The sequence below is a fragment of the Bacillus sp. FSL K6-3176 genome (assembly GCF_038003325.1).
Taxonomy (GTDB): domain Bacteria; phylum Bacillota; class Bacilli; order Bacillales; family Bacillaceae; genus Bacillus; species Bacillus altitudinis.
The window spans coordinates 324,767-339,839 of sequence record NZ_JBBOOX010000001.1; the positions used below are offsets into that span (position 1 = coordinate 324,767).

Annotated in this window: 14 protein-coding genes; 13 read left to right on the forward strand and 1 reads right to left on the reverse strand. The window is 44.0% G+C overall.

The window, feature by feature from the left end:
• Window positions 1-51 precede the first annotated feature (51 nt).
• The 4 genes from MHB38_RS01760 to MHB38_RS01780 all read left to right on the forward strand — a co-directional run bounded on the left by MHB38_RS01760 (window position 52) and on the right by MHB38_RS01780 (window position 3,764).
• Window positions 52-1,239, forward strand: coding sequence for an MFS transporter (locus MHB38_RS01760; protein ID WP_182489544.1), 1,188 nt, complete (start codon window positions 52-54; stop codon window positions 1,237-1,239).
• Window positions 1,240-1,364: 125 nt separating this feature from the next.
• On the forward strand, window positions 1,365-1,994 hold the full coding sequence (locus tag MHB38_RS01765; RefSeq protein ID WP_017366567.1) for a LysE family translocator: 630 nt from the start codon (window positions 1,365-1,367) through the stop codon (window positions 1,992-1,994).
• 119 nt (window positions 1,995-2,113) lie between these two features.
• Window positions 2,114-2,320 carry a hypothetical protein gene (locus tag MHB38_RS19535; RefSeq protein WP_412784024.1) on the forward strand — a complete coding sequence of 69 codons (207 nt, stop codon included), beginning with the start codon at window positions 2,114-2,116 and terminating at the stop codon, window positions 2,318-2,320.
• A 685-nt stretch (window positions 2,321-3,005) separates the two neighbouring features.
• Window positions 3,006-3,764, forward strand: coding sequence for a YqcI/YcgG family protein (locus tag MHB38_RS01780; protein WP_017358572.1), 759 nt, complete (start codon window positions 3,006-3,008; stop codon window positions 3,762-3,764).
• On the opposite strand, the gene MHB38_RS01785 is transcribed toward MHB38_RS01780, so the two are convergent.
• Window positions 3,759-5,108 carry an amino acid permease gene (locus MHB38_RS01785; RefSeq protein WP_007498290.1) on the reverse strand — a complete coding sequence of 450 codons (1,350 nt, stop codon included), beginning with the start codon at window positions 5,106-5,108 and terminating at the stop codon, window positions 3,759-3,761. The genes MHB38_RS01780 and MHB38_RS01785 overlap by 6 nt on opposite strands.
• 82 nt (window positions 5,109-5,190) lie before the next feature.
• Between MHB38_RS01785 and MHB38_RS01790 the strand changes: the two genes are divergently transcribed.
• The 9 genes from MHB38_RS01790 to MHB38_RS01830 all read left to right on the forward strand — a co-directional run bounded on the left by MHB38_RS01790 (window position 5,191) and on the right by MHB38_RS01830 (window position 15,048).
• Window positions 5,191-5,787: a DUF1989 domain-containing protein gene (locus tag MHB38_RS01790; protein ID WP_024718981.1), complete on the forward strand. Its 597-nt coding sequence runs from the start codon at window positions 5,191-5,193 to the stop codon at window positions 5,785-5,787.
• Window positions 5,788-5,982: 195 nt separating this feature from the next.
• The gene (gene nadE, locus MHB38_RS01795) at window positions 5,983-6,804 is read left to right on the forward strand and encodes an ammonia-dependent NAD(+) synthetase (protein ID WP_202734007.1); all 822 of its coding nucleotides are present in this window, start codon (window positions 5,983-5,985) and stop codon (window positions 6,802-6,804) included.
• A 325-nt stretch (window positions 6,805-7,129) separates the two neighbouring features.
• The gene (locus tag MHB38_RS01800; protein ID WP_081832182.1) at window positions 7,130-7,987 is read left to right on the forward strand and encodes a citryl-CoA lyase; all 858 of its coding nucleotides are present in this window, start codon (window positions 7,130-7,132) and stop codon (window positions 7,985-7,987) included.
• On the forward strand, window positions 7,984-9,417 hold the full coding sequence (locus MHB38_RS01805; RefSeq protein ID WP_341002172.1) for an aldehyde dehydrogenase family protein: 1,434 nt from the start codon (window positions 7,984-7,986) through the stop codon (window positions 9,415-9,417). Before MHB38_RS01800 ends, MHB38_RS01805 begins: the two co-directional genes overlap by 4 nt.
• Window positions 9,418-9,426: 9 nt before the next feature.
• Window positions 9,427-10,200, forward strand: coding sequence for a type I 3-dehydroquinate dehydratase (gene aroD, locus MHB38_RS01810; RefSeq protein ID WP_341002174.1), 774 nt, complete (start codon window positions 9,427-9,429; stop codon window positions 10,198-10,200).
• A gap of 38 nt (window positions 10,201-10,238) precedes the next feature.
• Window positions 10,239-11,999: a thiamine pyrophosphate-binding protein gene (locus MHB38_RS01815; protein ID WP_060780740.1), complete on the forward strand. Its 1,761-nt coding sequence runs from the start codon at window positions 10,239-10,241 to the stop codon at window positions 11,997-11,999.
• Between the two features lie 23 nt (window positions 12,000-12,022).
• Window positions 12,023-12,403 carry a cupin domain-containing protein gene (locus MHB38_RS01820; RefSeq protein WP_008342095.1) on the forward strand — a complete coding sequence of 127 codons (381 nt, stop codon included), beginning with the start codon at window positions 12,023-12,025 and terminating at the stop codon, window positions 12,401-12,403.
• 86 nt (window positions 12,404-12,489) lie between these two features.
• Entirely contained in the window at window positions 12,490-13,692 is a 1,203-nt protein-coding gene (locus MHB38_RS01825) for a CaiB/BaiF CoA transferase family protein (protein ID WP_035390514.1), read from the forward strand.
• Window positions 13,693-13,737: 45 nt separating this feature from the next.
• On the forward strand, window positions 13,738-15,048 hold the full coding sequence (locus MHB38_RS01830) for an MFS transporter (protein WP_025206713.1): 1,311 nt from the start codon (window positions 13,738-13,740) through the stop codon (window positions 15,046-15,048).
• Window positions 15,049-15,073 lie beyond the last annotated feature (25 nt).

Here is a 15,073-nt window from a genome sequence, read left to right on the forward strand (position 1 = left end):
GGTGGAGCGGAGGATATCATAACTCCGCTCCTTTTTAGAGGAAGTGAAAAGATGAAAAAGGTGTTTTATTTTGGCTGTATCTTTTATTTTTTTATTGGGACCATTCATGTGTTTTTTGGCAGTTTAACGCCTTATTTGCTGTCTAGTTATGATAAGGGTCCTGGGGAATTATCTTCTTTAATCTTCTTTCAGTTTATTGGCTTTTTGACAGGCGTTCTTTTGTCGCCCATTCTTGTGAGGAAAAAAGGCTATGGCACTGTTCTGACGATGGGATTGCTGCTGATGATCGGAGCGCTTCTTCTTGGCCTTTTAGTGCCGGGCTGGACGATTCTTGTGGTGGCAGGTTTTTTCCTTGGGAGCGGTGCAGGCAGTCTTGAGACGACGGCCGGGGCGTATGTCATTTCAATGGCAAACAGTGCAAAGCGAATCAGCATCATGGAGGTCTTTTTTGGATTAGGTGCATTATTATTTCCTCTATTGATTCTGTTGACTGTGACAGAGGAAACGTGGCATTATGTGTTTTTATTTCAAGTCGGTGCACTGACTTTTTTCCTTATGCTGTGGCTTACTTTTATGAATAAACTCCCTCAAGGACAGATGGCAGCTCCTTCTCAAGACATGAAGAAACCATCTTTGCTGTTTGATCGAGGGAATCGAATGATTGTGGTGCTTATGATCTGTTTTGCGTTTTTCTACGCAGGAATTGAAACGAACTTTGCGAACTTTTTACCGTCGATCATGCTGGAAAAAGGGGGAGACAACTGGGGTCTTTTTGCGGTCTCTACTTTTTGGACAGCGATCGTCATTGGCAGAACTGTCATTGCGAGAAAAGCCGATCAGCTGCATCCGCTACGTTTTTTAAAACTAAGTGCAGCACTTATGATTGTGCTGCTCGCCGTATTTGCTCTAGCCACCCACATCGCTGCGCAGCTGATTCTTATCTTTTTCATCGGTCTGTGCGCAGCTGGCATGTTCCCCATTGCCTTGACGGCTTCTGCATTAATGATTGAAAATGCCATCGACGAGGCAACGAGTTATTTTATTGCCGCAGCTAGTTTAGGTGGAGCCTGTTTGTCCTTTTTGATTGGGTTTAGCCTTGAGTGGGCAGGTGCGGCAAGCGCCGTCTTTGTTTTCGCCTTTTTAGCTGTTCTCCTTTTTTCGGCTGCCATTCAAATGAATCGATCTCGGAAAAAAGAGACCGTACCCGCACAGCCACCGGCGATGAAAGCCGATCGATAAGCAGCTGATCTGGTGGCTCCTCCTTTTGTATAGCTTATCTTCAGAAAAGGTGACGAAGGACTTGTACTAAAACAACGAAAGCGTGAATAACATGTACAAGTCAGCATCAAAAGGAGGACGTCTATGTGGCGGTGTTTTTTGGTTATATCTTTTTAGGGTTGTCACTTTCAGCGCCTGTTGGGCCAGTCAATGCAGCCCAAATCGACAGAGGGATTAAAAGTGGATTTTGGCACGCTTGGATTTTTGGTGTGGGGGCTATGGCTGCGGATATTGTCTATATGATCCTCATCTATTTTGGTGTCGCCCAGCTTTTGACTGCACCTCTTGTAAAAACCTTTTTGTGGCTGTTCGGCTTTTTCGTTCTGACCTATACCGGTATTGAAAGCCTTCGTAAAATCAATTTGCAGGAAAGCCCAAAGAAGGACGGAGGAAACACGTCGATCGGGCATTCGTTCATGACGGGATTTTTCATTTCCCTTTCCAATCCGCTTAGTATATTATTTTGGCTTGGGATCTATGGCAGTATTTTAGCCAATACGATTGAAAAGTACGGGGCATCTCAAATGCTGATGTACAGCATCGCTATTTTCATCGGCATGCTCTTATGGGATTTCTGTATGGCGTTGCTCGCCAGTACGTTTAGACGATATTTAAATGAACGGATTTTGCACGGCTTATCCGTTCTGGCAGGTCTCTCTTTACTCGGCTTCGGTGCTTACTTTGGATATCAAGGGATCATGGCGCTCATTGGATAGAATGGTTGATAAGAAAAAGGGCTAAAATCTAAATCATTTTAGCCCTTTTTCATATTTTACAATAATAGGACACTCTTCAATAATGATGGAAGATACATAAAATTGAAGGAGTTTTTGCCATGCGTATGTTCCTGCCAGTATTCAACTATGTGTGTATGCTGATGTTGTCTGTGATCACAGCGACATTCGTTTATACCATGTTGTTTGCCCCACCTGAATCCAGATTCAGTTATGTAGAGGTCACCAGTCTTTTTATTTTGATCGCTTATGTCCTATTTGCTGCACCTATCCAAATGGTTTTACACCGTCATCCTGAGAAGTTTTGACGCCGTGATTTATTGGTTTATTTTATCGGGGCGTGGGTGGTTTGTTCGGCGCTTGCTTTATGGATTGATTATGGTGTTGTCGTCTTTATTAGCTACAAAGTTTATCTATTTAGCTTTTGCGCGGCCTTTATTTATTGGCTGCTTGATTCAGTCTTTTTAAAGAAGAAGAATCAATCATAAAGGTTTTTCCCGTTTTTTCTCCTGAACATGAACGTGTATGACCTTCGAGAATCCGCTTGATACAAAAGCAAGAGCCGTCATTAGAAGGACCCAGTATAGATTGCTAAGGTCAAATCCAGTATAAACGAAGATGAAAATCATCGAGATCACAGACGTTAATATGAGGACAGGCCATATCCGTTTAAATAGCAGATAACCAACAAATCCCCAAAGGAAAGCCATCACTGGTAGTGTAAATAAGATCAGATACATCGGATGGAGAAAAAGAAGACGCATGTCATTCACCCATTTCTTTTATGATGACCGACTCTATTAGATAGAGGCGGCTAAATGATGATATGCAGAAGCATACTCATACATGATTAGATAAATGGAAGTGAATTCCTGCTTCATCCGGCAAATCAACCACCCTGTGAATGTCCAGTGAAAGTCGTTGAAGGACAGTCACCACAGCTTTTTCCTCCTCATAGGCTATGGAGAAGACGCTAAAACGAGGTGGAAGAAAATGGCCCAGCTGTATGCAAAAAGTTGCCTTGATCAAAATCTACGATCACTAGATGAATGGAAGCAGGATGCTTTCACACAGTTTGGAAAAATGGTCGGGGATGAGGCAGATACATTTCCGTGTGTACCAGGCAGACAAGGATTTTTTCTCGATCATTTGCGTTATGGATTTGTCGGTGATCCGCGGGGAGAAGAGGCCGTGAATGAATTAGCAGAGCTTTTAAGGGAATACCAAAGCTGCTCTAGGGAAACCGGTCAATATGCTTCTTTCATTTGCTTTTTTGAAACACCGCAGGATATGAAGGAGTATTCGCTCGAAGAGTATGAGGAGCAGTTTTGGTCGATGGTTCAGCAATTACATCAAAAGGATGAAATGAAATGGCCAGAGGAAATTCCATCAGATCCTGAAAATCATGAATGGGAATTTTGTTTTCATGGAGAGCCTTATTTTATTTTATGCGCGACACCAGCGCATAAGCTAAGAAAAAGCCGTCATTTTCCTTATGTGATGTGGGCCTTTCAACCAAGGTGGGTGTTTGAAAAGATGAACGGTTCCACCACATTTGGTCAAAAAATGAGTAAACTCGTTCGGAAGAGGCTGAAGGCGTATGATCAAGTTGATGTACATCCAGCATTAAAATGGTATGGGGATCAGAAAAATTTAGAATGGAAACAATATTTTCTCTCAGATGATGAGGCGGAGAAACCAGCCTCCGCCAAATGTCCATTTACTGCTTTAAAAAACATGATGAAATTATGATGCGGCCTGATCCTGTTTCCACTTTTTTCTCATAAAGAGTACCATGATGCCAATTACAGCAATGATTCCAAGGCTAATAAAAAAGCCAGGTCGTCCGCTTGCCTCTGTCAGAGTACCTGAAACAGCTGCACCAATTAAGATCAGGGCAAGAACCATTTCGCACGTTTGGCGAGTGGATGGCTTTGACAGTTTTTTGCTTGAAAGCAGAATAAACACCCATGTGTACAAAAGAGTTAAACCGGCTGCCGTTGTGAGATGCTCGTAAATGTGTTTGGACAAAAAGAGTGCCAGCAAAATCGAGACAATCAACCCTGCAGCAGTTAAAAGAATTGAAGACCATCTGACATGAGATGGTTCTTTTTGTTTAAAACAAGCAGGTGCATCCTGATGCTCCGACATCGTGCCAAGCAGTGTCGTGACTGCATAGAGGGAGGCAACCAATGTGGAAAACCCGGCAATAATGAAAATGCCATTAAAGATATGAAGGAAAATCGATAAATGAAATGGTTCTAGTGATGTAATAAATGGACTGCTATTCTCGTTAAAGGCTGTCACCGGCACAAGCAAAAGCGCAAGTCCGATGGAGACGATATAAATGACAGCAAGAATGATCAGCATCACACGTCCAGATTTTGCGGCGTCTTTCGGGTCTTTTAAATGAACCGCCATCAGCCCCATGACTTCAATTCCCCCGAAAGCATAAAACGCATAAATCAGCCCATTCCATAGACCGAGTGGGCCGAGCGGCATCCATTCATGGTCTTTATTTGGCAGGTGGAGGGTGGGCCTATGCTCTGTGAGAATGCCGCATAAAACAAGAACGGCAAGGACGACAAACAATAGGATCGCCCCGGTCTTCAGCACGGCAAGGACATTTTCCGTCTTTTGAAAAGAAGAAAGCCCAATGATAATCACAAGCAGGGCAAGAGCGGAATAAATCGCTGAAAATACCCAAAGTGGAATGGATGGAAACCAGTGACGAGTAAAAAGAGAAATCGCCGTCAGCTGACTCCCTGTGATGAGCATTTCTGAAAACCAATACACCCAGCCATTACTAAATCCCGCCCAGCGCCCATAGGCTTTTCGGGCATAGGAACAAAATGATCCCTTATCTGGGTTTTCGGCTGTCATCGCAGCCAGGTGTTTAAAGACGAGATATGTGCCGACTGCCGCAAGTAAAAATGAAATGCAGACGGAGTAACCGGACTTTGTAATGGCGATGCTGGAACCAAGGAAGAAACCAGTGCCGATTGTACAGCCGACTCCGATAAGAGAAAGCTGCCACCAAGATAAAGATTGTTCTTCTTTCAATGCATGTGCAACACCTTTCTGATTCAATAGCATTAGCTTGTGACCGTCTCTTTTTTTTATACATGATCAAGAGGACGTTTTGGGCATACTGTCAACATGGAAAGGAGTGCATGTGATGAACGGAGAATACGTGATTTTACCAAAGGATGGATTTGGCTTTCGGTTAGGAAAAGGACAATGTATGCGAGTGGTTGATGTCGAAGGGCAGCAAGTAGCAGACGTGATGGCCTATCATGAAAAGGATTTTTATGAAAAATTTGATCAAGGCGCTACAATGGATAGCCTGTTCTCTTCCAAGGTGAAAAAGGGAGATCAGCTTTATTCTAATTTATATAAACCAATGTTTACGGTCATCGAAGATACAGTCGAATGTCATGATTTATATATGCCTGCGTGCCGGCAAGAAATGTATCAGCTCTTATACGGCAGGACGCACCTAGAGGTCATGCATACATGCTACGATAATCTCAGAACGGCTTTTGAGCCATTCGGGATTCCAAAGGAGGATATGTATTATCCTTTTAATGCGTTTATGAATACAGTCATTGATGAGAAAGGAAAACTGTCTGTCGAGCTACCAAAATCGCTCCCTGGTGATTACATTCGTCTGCGTGCAGAAATGGATCTCATCGTCGCGGTGTCTGCATGTCCTGCCGACATTGGAAAATGCAATGGCTCAAGCTGTACATCCATTCGGGTGGAGATTGATTGAAAAGGAAAGACCAGTCAAAGAGACTTGGTCTATTTCGTTTGTGAATGTTTGATCATTTATGAAAAAGGGGAACGTCTAAAAAATATCTTTTTTCAAAACATGATATAATAAAGTGGCTAAAATCGTAGGTAAATCAATTGAAATGGAAGTAAAACCTGTTCTCTTCATGTAGAGGATGCTTAGGAGGAAAAGTGTATGAGTTTGCAGAAAAAAATCAGCCAAGAGTTGCATGTGCAGCCCTCAATTGACCCAAAGCAGGAGATCGAAAAACGGGTTGGATTTTTAAAGGCTTACTTGAAAAAGACCGGTGCAAAAGGATTCGTTCTCGGTATTAGCGGCGGACAGGATTCAACGCTTGCCGGCCGTCTCGCTCAGCTCGCTGTAAGTGAGCTTCGTCAAGAAGGAAAAGAGGATGCTGTCTTTTTTGCAGTCCGTCTTCCGCATGGCACGCAGCAAGATGAAGACGATGCGCAGCTGGCTCTATCATTTATTCAGCCGGACAAGTCTTGGAAATATGATATCGCGCCTGCCGTGAGGGCATTCAGTGAACAATATCAAAAGGAAACAGGCGGTGCGCTGTCTGATTTTAATAAAGGGAACGTCAAAGCACGTATGAGAATGATCGCACAGTATGCCGTCGGTGGACAGGAAGGCTTACTTGTCATTGGAACGGATCATGCAGCTGAAGCTGTGACTGGGTTCTTCACGAAGTATGGTGATGGCGGTGCAGATGTTCTTCCGCTTACAGGTCTGACGAAACGCCAAGGACGGTTGCTGCTTGAGACCCTTCAGGCGCCGGAGCGATTATACTTAAAGAAACCGACAGCCGATCTGCTGGATGACAAGCCTCAGCAAACGGATGAAACAGAACTTGGTATTACGTACAATGAAATTGATGATTACTTAGAAGGAAAACCAGTTTCAGATCAAGCAGCAGAAGCGATTGAAAAACGCTATGTTCAATCAGAACATAAACGTCAAGTACCAGCTTCTATGTTTGATGACTGGTGGAAATAAAATAAGTGACCTCTCCAGAAGATGGAGGGGTCTTTTTATGTCAAATTTTCAGCTGAATTTGACAGAATGAATCGAAAATGGTTCATTAATTAGTAGAACGATATACATAAGTCTGTTTGACTAAATAAAGGATGAATTGAAGAATAAGTGGTGAAATAATTAGTTCGATTCACTTAATTTCTCATCAAAAGACAGTATTTTCAGAAAAAATGATTGACGATAAAAACGAATGCGCTTACAATGAAAACACATTCCAAAAAGTGAAATTGAATTCCACTAGACGGAATAAAAGGAGTCGTTCATCTCCAAATAAGTGGCTAAAGGAATGATTCACACAATGAAAAATCGAAGTGCACTGGAAATATACAAAGAAGGAGGCGCTTGGTGGGAGACTGAGATTAGTCATATTCAAAAAAATTCAATTGAACTTCGGGGCTATCCAATTGAAGAGCTTATTGGTCAATTATCGTATCCACAAATGCTTTATCTACTGCTTGTTGGTGAATTACTAGATGATTCGAAGGCAGCTCTTTTTGAAAGTGTTCTTGTCGCAGGTGCGGATCATGGGCCAAGAGCACCGTCTATTGCAGCGGCAAGAATGGCGGTTACGTGCGGCATTTCGTTTAATTCTTCTGTTGCAACAGGGGTGAATCTATTAGGTGATATTCATGGCGGAGCCGGAGAAAAGGCGATGCGTATGTTATACGAAGCCAAAGCAGCCTACGATGAACACAAGGATATCAAGTCTGCTGCAAAGCAAGTATGTCAGACATGGTTAGCTCGCAAGGAAAAAATTCCGGGAATCGGTCATCAGCTGCATGATGATGATCCTAGAGTGAGACGGCTGTATGAGCTGAGTCAAACATATGTGCAGCAAGGTGATATCAGCGGAACGTACTTACGGTTAGCTGAGGCGATTAGACATGAACTAGAACAATTAAAAGGGAAAAAAATCACGATGAACATAGATGGTGTATCTGCTGCGATCCAATGTGAATTAAACATTCCAGCTGAAGCGGCAAAAGGCATCTTTTCCTTATCCAGAGGAATGGGCATCGTGGCGCATGCATATGAAGAGCTGACAAAAGGTGCCCTAGTGAAAGGTCCTTGTCCGAATGAAGAAAGACTTGTTCGTTATGCGGGGGTCGGGACGCGTCACTTGAAGGAGGGTGAGAAAATTTGAGTGAATTGAAAGCGTTGTCATATATAAATGGCGAATGGCTGGATGCAAACCATGGCAAAGAAGATATCATCAATCCATACTCTGGGGAAAGCATCGGTACATCCTATCTTGCATCCTCAGAAGATATTGAACAAGCGCTTTCTATTGCGCAGCAAGCTAAAAAACAAATAGCGGCAATATCAGCATTAGAACGCTCAACGCTTCTAACAAAGGCAGCCGCCTTATTGGAAGAACAAAAAGAGCATTTTGCAAAACTCATTTCTTTAGAATTAGGCAAACCGCTTAAAAATACAAGAGATGAAGTCTCACGATCAATTGAAACGCTGGCGCAGTCAGCCGAAGAAGCCAATCGATTAATCGGTGAGACCATTCCTGGCAATGTATCTTCCCGTGGACAGAGAGCAATGGCGATGACATTTAAAGTGCCGGTTGGGGTTGTGCTGGCAATTACGCCTTTTAATGCGCCTCTCAACTTAATTTGTCACAAAATCGGTCCAGCTTTTGCGGCAGGGAATGCCATTATTTTAAAACCAGCACCGCAAACATCAGCTGTTGCCACAGCGTTTGTTAAGCTCCTGCTTGAAGCAGGGTTTCCAGAAAAGAGCCTGCAGCTTGTGATTGGAGGAGTAGACGCCGGCAGACAGTTAGTCACTGATGAAAGAACCAATCTTGTTTCTTTTACTGGCGGTGCGGTGGGCGGAGAACATATTTCAAACTCTGCTGGATTAAAAAAGGTACTGCTGGAACTCGGAGGAAATGGAGCGACGATTGTTCATCATGATGCAGATATCGAGCAAGCCGCATCTCTTTGTGCCAAAACGGGCTTTAGCAACTCTGGTCAAAGCTGTATTTCTGTTCAAAGAATTTATGTCCACAAGCAAATTTTGTCGACATTTACTGAGACACTTAAACAAAAAGTAGAACAGCTCGTCGTTAGAGATCCGCTGTCTAGTGAAAGTGATATCGGCTGTATGGTTGATGTACAAGCAGCAAAACGTGTGGAGGCATGGATACAAGAGGCAGAGAAAATGGGTGCCGAGCTTCTATCTGGAGGACAACGAAATGGCGCAAGCATCACACCGGCTATTTTGCTAAACCCGCCAAAACAAGCCAAGGTCGTCTGTGAAGAAGTGTTCGGTCCAGTTGTCAGCATTCTCCCATATGAGGAGCTGGATGAGGCAATCAAAGAAGCAAACGATAGTCGATATGGTTTGCAGGCAGGCGTCTTTACGAATCAGCTGGATGTTGCGTTACACGCAGCAAAAGAGCTTGAAACTGGCGGCGTAGTCATCAATGGGACATCGAATTTCAGACTAGATCACTGGCCATATGGCGGGATTAAACGAAGCGGTATTGGAAGGGAAGGCCCGCGTTTCGCCATCGAGGAGATGACCGAAACCAAAATGGTTGTGCTGCCAAATGGGCTATAAAGGGGGCAGATGGATGTGAATGTCTTTCAGCAAAAGGTAAAGAGTGCGCAGACAGGCGGTCAGCCGATGATTTGTACGCCGCTCATTGGACAAACAAAGGAAGAATTGTTTCTTGAAGTTGAGGTGTTAGCTGATAAAAAGCCTGATGTGATAGAGTGGCGAGCAGATTTTTTCAATCACCTCAATGACAAGGAACAAGTCATCACCACCCTGAAAGGGATGATTGAAAAGGCAGGTAGCATCCCATTTCTATTCACCATTCGTTCTGAAAAAGAGGGCGGCGAACGCATCTCACTCTCAGAGGATGAAAAAGTTTCCCTGCTTGTCGAGCTTTGTGCCACTCAGCTTGTGGCTGCCGTTGATTTTGAATTAATGCATGATGTCTCGCATATCCAGCAAGTCAGTCAGGCGGCTAAGAGAAACGGGGTCATCTTGATTGTGTCGTACCACGATTTCCAGCGTACCCCTGCGGCGGATCGGCTCGTGGAGCTATTCACCCATGCAGAATCGGTTGGCGCCGATATCGCAAAGATCGCCGTCATGCCGCATTCCTATGAGGATGCATTGACACTGCTTTCTGCGACGGGCAAGGCGAACAAGCATCTGTCCATCCCCGTTATTTCGATGGCGATGGGGGAATATGGCGCCTTCACAAGAATGGTAGGTGGACTCTTTGGGTCTATCATGACCTTTGCTGTAGGGAAAGAAAGCTCGGCACCTGGACAAGTTGCGATACAGGATTTGAATACCGTTCTATCGATTGTGTTTTCAAAGAATCAGTGAGTAGCAGATTCATAGCTGCACCGTGAGAGGAGAGAAACATGAAGAAGAATATATCTACACAGGTCATTCAGTATTTAGAAAATCGAGGAGTTGAGCATATCTTCGGTCTGTGCGGTCATACGAATATTGCTTTTTTATCAGCGCTAGAAAAAAGCCGTATTCAATTTGTGAATGTCAGACATGAACAGATAGCTGCGCATGCAGCAGACGGTTATGCACGAGCGAAAAAACAGACGGCTGTTGTGCTCAGTCATTTAGGTCCTGGACTCACCAATGCGGCAACAGGCGTAGCGAATGCCGCACTCGATTCCATTCCAATGGTTGTCATTGCAGGAGATGTTCCAAGTCATTACTACGGAAAGCACCCACACCAAGAAATCAATCTTCATTCCGATGCTTCTCAATACGAAATTTATCGCCCGTTTGTGAAAAGAGCATGGCGAGTCGACATTCCAGAATTATTTCCAGAAATTCTATCAAAAGCGTTTCAGTTAGCTGAAAGCGGCCGCCCTGGGCCAGTCCTGATTTCAGTTCCGATGGATGTGTTCTCAAAAGACTTAGATGTGTCGTTATTTGAACAAATCGCTCATCATACACACACCGTCGAAAAACCATCTATTGATGATCAAACAGCGAATCGGATAATAGATCGATTGCTGCAGGCAGACAAACCGCTTTTATATGTAGGGGGAGGCATTTTACTAGCCGATGCCGCAGAAGAGTTAAAGGCATTTTCTGACCATTTGAGTATCCCTGTTGCCCATTCTTTGATGGGGAAAGGGGCGATGCCAGATGATCATCCAATGACCCTTGGCATGACAGGGTTTTGGGGGACGAAATTTATTAATGATCAGTGTAAAGCAGCGGACTATATATTGGCTTTAGGCACCCGTTTTGCTGAAGCGGATGCGAGTTCGTGGGAATCGGAGTATACGTTCAATTTCCAATCAACCAAGCTCATCCATATTGACATTGATCCGAATGAAATTGGCCGAAATTATCCTGTGGAAATTGGAGCAGTAGCAGATCTCAAACAGGCACTGACCGTACTCAATCGTGTGGCGAAAGAGAGGCTGCCAGAAGGTCTGGATCGCCCTGAATTGAAAAAGGACATTGCGGCATATCGTGAGGAATTTCAGAAGAGCAATTTGACGAATATTCAAGACGAGTCTTTCCCAATGAAACCACAACGTATTTTGCAGGAAGTGCGCGAAGTATTGCCGCCAGATGCCTTCATTACAACCGATGTTGGCTGGAATAAAAATGGGGTCGGACAGCAATTTCCTGTATACACGCCAGGCACTATTTTAACCCCAGGTGGTTTTGCGACGATGGGATTTGGCGCTCCTGCTGCACTTGGAGCAAAGATTGCCCAACCTGACCGTGTCGTTGTATCACTTGTTGGGGACGGCGGTTTCGGTCAAAATCCATCTGTTCTCGCAACAGCCATGGAAGAAAACATTCCTGTCGTGTGGATTGTGATGAACAATAGTGCGTTTGGGACGATCGCCGGCTTGCAAATGGCACACTATGAAACGACTTACGGCACTGTTTTTAGAAAAGATGGAGAAAGCTATTCGCCTGATTTTGCAGCCATTGCAAGAGGTTATGGGATGAAGGGGATCAAAATTACGGCTGCTTCTGAATTCAAAGAAGCTTTGGCTGAAGCAATCGCTTCTCAGGAGCCATGTGTCATTGATGTAGCGATGAAAAATGATCCTGTGCCTACTGATGGACATTGGAACATTAATGATATTTATTCACCAAATACAAAACGTTCACATGTCAGTGTGAACTAAACATGACTAGGGAGGAATCAACAATGAAAATTAAAGTATTAAATCCATTTCAAGACGGTCATCCATTATGGTTAGGTTTAGATCATCCAGAAGAGAAAATGATTCGGAAAGTGTTTCAAACGATCACACCAGATACCGTAGGGTCAGAGCATATGATGGCAGGTCTCACTATTTTTGAGCCGGGCGAAGCAAGCTCGGTACACAATCACCCGGGTTCAGAGGAATTTGATTATGTGATTAAAGGGTCTGGCGAAGTCATTTGCGATGGAGAAAGACAATCATTTAAACAAAATGACTTTATGTTTATTCCAGATGGTGTCTCACATCAGCATGTGAACACAGGGGACGAACCTTTATGGCTGATTTGGCTCTATACACCGCAAGGGCAGCTTCCGAAGGACTAAAAAACCTTGCACGAGAGAAAGAAGAAAAGGGGCTAAAATAGAAAGCATTTTAGCCCTTTATCAATTGAACGAAAGGGAGTCAAGCAATGAATAAGAATACACCGCTTGAAGGAATCAAAATATTAGATGTTTCTACAATGATTGCTGCACCATACGGCGCGGTGCTTCTAGGGGATTTCGGTGCAGAGGTCATTAAAGTCGAGATTCCCGGAAAAGGGGATACACTGCGGCATGTTGGCCCTTTTGCAGATGGTGAACCTTTGAGATGGTCAGGGCTTTCAAGGAATAAGAAATCTCTTACACTCGATTTGCACAAAGAAGAAGCAAAAGACATTTTTAAAAAGCTTGCAGCGCAGGTTGATGTGATCATTGAAAATTTTCGTCCAGGAACACTTGAAAAATGGGACGTTGGGTACGATGTATTAAAAGAAATCAACCCTCGTTTAATTATGATTCGTGTTTCGGGTTATGGGCAAACCGGTCCGTTTAAGGACAAGGCGGGATTTGGTACACCTGCGACGGCGTTTAGCGGCTTTACATATATTCAAGGGTTTCCAGATCGGCATCCAGTCAGCCCTTCCTTTTCCCTTACGGATTATATCGCAGGAATCTATGTGGCGTTTGCCACTGTGACAGCGATGTATTACCGTGACACACATTCAGAAGGAACTGGGCAAATGGTGGATTTGGCTCTCTATGAATCTGTGTTCCGCATGTTAGAATTTTTGGTTGCTGAATATGACAAGCTAGGAAAGGTGCGTGAGCGTTCACCAGGGTTAAGCGGTCATTCAAGCCCTGCCGGCACCTATGAGACAAAGGACGGGCATTATTTGGTTCTTGTGACGAGTACAGATTCGACCTTTAATCGATTGGCAGAGGCGATGAATCGCTTAGATTTACTTGAGAACGAGAAATTCTCTGTGAATGCAGCCAGGCTGAAGCATAACGATGAAATGGATGCGATCGTCTCGCAGTGGATTGCGTCCAAAACAAGAGATGACGTCCTAGACATTCTAGATACACATGGTGTGCCTGTGAGTCCGATTCTAAGCATTCGGGATATCTTTGAGCATCCGCAATTTAAAGCACGAGAAAATATTGTCGAGGTGCATCACCCGCGACTTGGAAAAGTGAAGGTGCCTGGGATCATTCCGAAGTTTGAAAAAACCCCCGGTAGTATCCGCCATATTGCGCCTGATTTAGGTGAACATAATTATGAAATTTTAACGAAAATGCTTGGCTTCACAGAAGAAGAGTGTAAACAGTTAGAAGAAAAAGGGGTCATTTAAGACACTCAACCGATCCGCACGCTGCGGAAACAAAGGAGGATGGTTATGAAAGTGCATTCAGAACTGAAGGGGAACGACTTGCGGCCTGCTTATGCGAAACCAACAAAAGCTCGTTTCGGCATCTTGATTCTGTTGTTTTTTATTACCGCTATTAACTATATTGATCGAGCCAGTGTATCCATTGTTGCACCTGCGATTCAGTCTTCATTGCAATTAAACCCTGCCTTATTAGGCCTCATCTTTTCAGCATTTAGCTGGACCTATACAGCCATGCAGATCCCTGGCGGCTTTATTCTTGATAAGTTTGGATCAAAGGTAACGTATGGAATATCACTTGTGACTTGGTCTATTTTCACCGGTTTACAGGCGTTTGCGAACAGCTTTGCCTTCTTATTTGGCTGCCGTTTGTTTATCGGAATTACAGAATCTCCCGCATTTCCTGCGAATAACCGCATTGTGACCACATGGTTTCCAAGGCGGGAACGCGCATTTGCAACAGGGGTTTATACCGCTGGAGAGTATGTGGGGCTTGCATTTGCGACACCTCTTCTTTTTTGGATCATGACAACTTTCGATTGGAGAACCGTCTTTATCACTGCTGGTGCGCTCGGTATTATATTTGCTTTCTTTTGGTACAAGTATTATCACGAACCGAAAGAGCATCCGAAGATCAATGAAGATGAGTTAGAATTGATCCGTCAAGGCGAAGGGCTGACAGTGGCATCACAGGAGAAACTGAAATGGGCAGACTTTGCCGCACTTTTAAAATATCGTAAATTGATTGGACTCTATATTGGTCAATTTTCTGTTGCGTCTACCCTCTTTTTCTTTTTAACATGGTTTCCGACCTATTTAGCAGAGGCGAAAAATATGGCCTTTCTCAAAGTGGGTTTTGCGGCATCCCTGCCATACATCGCTGCATTCTTTGGGGTGCTGTTTGGAGGCTATGTGTCTGACTGGTTGCTTAAAAAGGGTGTATCGGTCAATGTAGCGAGAAAGCTGCCGGTTGTGGTCGGTCTGCTTCTGACAAGTACCATTGTTTTAGCGAATTTTACAACGAATATCCCGCTTGTGCTGACCATTTTATCCATCGCTTCCTTTGCACAAGGACTGTCTAATATCTCCTGGACCATGCTGTCTGAGGTGGCACCACGAGAAATGGTCGGTCTGGCTGGCGGAGTATTTAACTTTTTTGCTAACTTATCCGGCATCATCACCCCGCTGATTATCGGATTCATCGTATCGGCGACAGGCTCTTACAACGGCGGTATTTTATTCGTCAGCCTAGTGGCATTAGGCGGAGCGTTGTCGTATATCTTTATTGTAGGTAAGATTGAACGGATTCAATTAAAATAATAGAGAGCAAGAAAAAGAGAACTCA

Coding starts and splice junctions, on each gene's coding strand:
- MHB38_RS01830 (WP_025206713.1), top strand. CDS start 13,738: ATGAAAGTGCATTCAGAACTGAAGGGGAACGACTTGCGGCCTGCTTAT.
- MHB38_RS01820 (WP_008342095.1), top strand. CDS start 12,023: ATGAAAATTAAAGTATTAAATCCATTTCAAGACGGTCATCCATTATGG.
- MHB38_RS01785 (WP_007498290.1), bottom strand. CDS start 5,108: ATGCTATTGAATCAGAAAGGTGTTGCACATGCATTGAAAGAAGAACAA.
- MHB38_RS01800 (WP_081832182.1), top strand. CDS start 7,130: ATGATTCACACAATGAAAAATCGAAGTGCACTGGAAATATACAAAGAA.
- MHB38_RS01815 (WP_060780740.1), top strand. CDS start 10,239: ATGAAGAAGAATATATCTACACAGGTCATTCAGTATTTAGAAAATCGA.
- MHB38_RS19535 (WP_412784024.1), top strand. CDS start 2,114: ATGCGTATGTTCCTGCCAGTATTCAACTATGTGTGTATGCTGATGTTG.
- MHB38_RS01790 (WP_024718981.1), top strand. CDS start 5,191: ATGAACGGAGAATACGTGATTTTACCAAAGGATGGATTTGGCTTTCGG.
- MHB38_RS01760 (WP_182489544.1), top strand. CDS start 52: ATGAAAAAGGTGTTTTATTTTGGCTGTATCTTTTATTTTTTTATTGGG.
- MHB38_RS01780 (WP_017358572.1), top strand. CDS start 3,006: ATGGCCCAGCTGTATGCAAAAAGTTGCCTTGATCAAAATCTACGATCA.
- MHB38_RS01825 (WP_035390514.1), top strand. CDS start 12,490: ATGAATAAGAATACACCGCTTGAAGGAATCAAAATATTAGATGTTTCT.
- aroD (WP_341002174.1), top strand. CDS start 9,427: ATGGATGTGAATGTCTTTCAGCAAAAGGTAAAGAGTGCGCAGACAGGC.
- nadE (WP_202734007.1), top strand. CDS start 5,983: ATGAGTTTGCAGAAAAAAATCAGCCAAGAGTTGCATGTGCAGCCCTCA.